The sequence below is a fragment of the Caloramator australicus RC3 genome, from assembly GCF_000297115.1.
Lineage (GTDB): Bacteria > Bacillota > Clostridia > Clostridiales > Caloramatoraceae > Caloramator > Caloramator australicus.
Window position 1 is genome coordinate 1 of sequence record NZ_CAKP01000144.1, and the last position, 3,154, is coordinate 3,154.

Annotated in this window: 3 protein-coding genes and 1 pseudogene; all 4 read right to left on the minus strand. The window is 34.2% G+C overall.

Annotated features, from left to right (window positions below; all coding sequences use genetic code 11):
* A pseudogene (locus CAAU_RS13315) lies at positions 1-386 on the minus strand (helix-turn-helix domain-containing protein); the annotation flags it as partial.
* A gap of 63 nt (positions 387-449) precedes the next feature.
* Positions 450-1,010: a ribonuclease M5 gene (rnmV, locus tag CAAU_RS13320; protein ID WP_008909964.1), complete on the minus strand. Its 561-nt coding sequence runs from the start codon at positions 1,008-1,010 to the stop codon at positions 450-452.
* 178 nt (positions 1,011-1,188) lie between these two features.
* Positions 1,189-2,208, minus strand: a complete 1,020-nt coding sequence (locus tag CAAU_RS13325) for a ubiquitin-like domain-containing protein (RefSeq protein ID WP_008909965.1) — start codon at positions 2,206-2,208, stop codon at positions 1,189-1,191.
* Positions 2,209-2,525: 317 nt separating this feature from the next.
* On the minus strand, positions 2,526-3,154 hold a 629-nt coding region (locus CAAU_RS13330; RefSeq protein ID WP_040306785.1), incomplete at its 5' end, for a UPF0236 family transposase-like protein.

Genomic DNA, 3,154 nt, shown 5'->3' on the forward strand with positions numbered 1-3,154 from the left:
TTTTGTCTTTAACTTTGGAACTTTTAGATAACTACCTTTCAAGTGTTACTGTTCCATTTTGATTATTTGTAGTATAAGACTGGTAACCTTTCTTTTTCTTGAACTTTGGGAAAGGCTGTTTTTTTATCTCTAAAGAATTTTTTATATGCTTTTTCTAAATTAAGTTGTGCGTTGGAAAGTGCAAGACTATCTACTTCCTTTAGAAACGGATATTCTTTTTTATATTGTGCAGGTGTATTGTTTAGCATTTCTCCTGTTTTTTTATAGTATTCTATTTTGTCATGTAGCATTTTGTTGTATATAAATCTTACACAACCAAATACTTTAGCAAAATATTCTTCTTGTTCTTTTGTTGGATATATCCTGTATTTATAAGCCTTTAGCAAAATTACACCTCCTTCCTGTAATACTGATTATATCATAAAAAAGAATTTATCAATCAACATTCATCACCCACTTACAGAAGTGGGCGACTTCTGTTGCTCTTTAGTTAAAGCCTTCTCAAACTCCTCTCTTGTTATGCCGTATCTATTTAGCCTTTTTAAAAAGGTTTTGGCGTTGCAGTAGCCTATTCCAAGCTCCCTTCCCAAAAGGCCCCTTAAAAGAGATGAGTTTTCATAGCCTGTAAGTTTGTTTTTATAAAGATCCTCATATGTAAACTCATTTCTGTCCTCAAAATATTCCGTTTTTACCTTTGATAGGGCTTCCCTTATGGCTTCCACCGATGCGTTTTCTATTCCAATATCTCCATCCTTTTCGGCAAATTCCCTTGGCAAAAAGGCATGTTTTGCCTTTGGGAAAAGTTTTGTCAGTTTTTCCCTTATTCTTTCACCTGAAAAGTCCGGGTCTGTAAATATTATTATTCCCCTTTTTTCATAGGCACTTTTTATATCCTCAATTATTTTTTTATTAAGCCCAAAGCCACTGGTTACAATGCAATCGGCATCAACGGCCCTTTTTACAGCTAAAAGGTCACCTTTTCCTTCTACGATTATAACTTCTTTTATCATCCTTGTCCTCCTTTAATGTGTGTTGCAAATTTAGTATAAGAAAAATATAAATATTTTAAAAGTGGTTATACTGAAGTTTTTTAGATAATTTAAATAAACAAATCCATTTATTGAGGATTATATGAAAAATATGGAAATGTCAAAAAGTCAAAATGTCAAGTGCCAGGCACTTGACATTTTACCTTAAAATATAGACGTCAACGTATCTTGTTGACCAATTTCTAAATTCCTTTGTCCCGGGCTCAAAATAAAGATCGATTTTATCTCCCTTCACTCCCCCTCCAACATCCTCTGCTATGGCAAAGCCATAGCCTTCGATGTAGAGCCTTGTTCCAAGGGGGATAACATCTGGGTCAACAGCAACTGTTGAAAATCCGTTTGGATTTCTCCTTGCTATTGTTCCTGTTGCTGTTCTTCCAAAGCCTGGGTCTCCCGGACGCTTTCCGGTGCATTCATAGCTTGAGGTGTAGCTTGTTGCCTTCATCCTTAATTTTTTAACATAGGCAACAGGTTCACTACCTCTTGAAGGAACAAAAAAGCCTAACGTTCCAACCTGGATTATCTTATCTATTGGCCTTCTTTTTATGGCCTCTCCAACCTTCTTGGTTGATATTATCTTCCCATCCTCCATAACAACCTTAGTGGTTATCTCGAGGATACCATCCATCCCATTTTGGATGACCTTGCTTGTTCCTTTTAGCATATCGTGGTTAGGCTTTTTTACTACCTTGTAAGGGATAATTTTAGATGAAATAATGGTCTTTTCTTCTACGCGGGTTATTTTAACTTCCATATTAGGTTTTACCATAGAGTTTAATGTTGGTAAAACCTTATCCTTTTCATTTAAAATTATCCCTTCCTTTTGAAGTAGCCTTTCTACTGTCTCCTCTGCCGATTTTACTTTGAGCTCCTTCCCATCCACCTTGATGGTTACAGGAACAGCTCTTTTTATCGATATTGCTAATCCGTCTTTTACTTTGGAGTCTATATCAGGGTATATTTTGTCCTTTTCTCCTATGTAGATTCCAGTCTCCTTAAGCAAAGCCCCAACTGTCTTAGCATTTGATTTAACTGTTTTTACTTTTCCATCATAAAGGACAGTTACCTTCTTTTTAGCCATGGTGGTGAAGGTAAAATAAGCAATTAACAGAACCACAGCTAAAATTATCGCCCGGGCTTTTAGTTTCATCCCTTTCATTAACTTACCTCCTTTCATGGGGCATGGGACTTAAAAAATTATAATCAAATCGACAGAATTTGTCAAATTTTGAACTTTTTATGAATAAAATATGAATAAGTCCGTTTCTTTCCCCATCCATGAAAAGAGGTTTAATTAATTTTATACTATAATTAAATCATTTGCAAGGAAAATATTGGATAAAAATATTTTAACATTTATTTCCATTTATGTCCATATCCTTTTATTAATTGATAGTGTCAAGATATTGTAGGTTAATTTTTATAGACAACCCCTTAAATTAGCTAGTTTCAAGGCGTTTGTTAAATTTAAAAAACTTAAATTATATTTTCATATTTTATTGATTTTAATATCCTGTAAATTGGCGTTACTTTCCCTATGTTCAATATCGTTATATTATTCATAACTTCACGTGAAGATTTATTTATCTTTCTTATCGCTTCTTTTATTTTCTTCTTACTTACCTTGAAGGCTTTTTCATCTTCCTTAAACACACTTATTTCCCTTAAATTTCCTCCATTCTTGCTAAATACCCTTAGCTTTGCCATTATCTTTAATCCTTCCTTGCTCCATCCTAATGGCCTGCTGCTTAATCTCGCCGATAATACATGGCTTACATGCCCTTCTGCGCTGCATCCTATTACATCATCGTCATCTTTATATATTTCTATCCCTTCCCAGTTGTTTAATATATACCTTCTTACTTCTTTTATCCTTTCTTTTTCTGTATTAGTTTCTGCTTTACTTGCAAGCTCCTTAAATATTTCCCTTAAACCCTTCTTATCTCCTTCATTTATGGCTTTCCATATCTTTTCCCTATATTCTTCTCTCTTTGCTGTCCCTCTTATTATGTATTTGTTTAAATGATATCTGTCTAATACAAATTTCGCTTTTGGAATCCACTCTATCCCTTCCTTTATCCATCTTGCCCCATCCCCTGCTATAT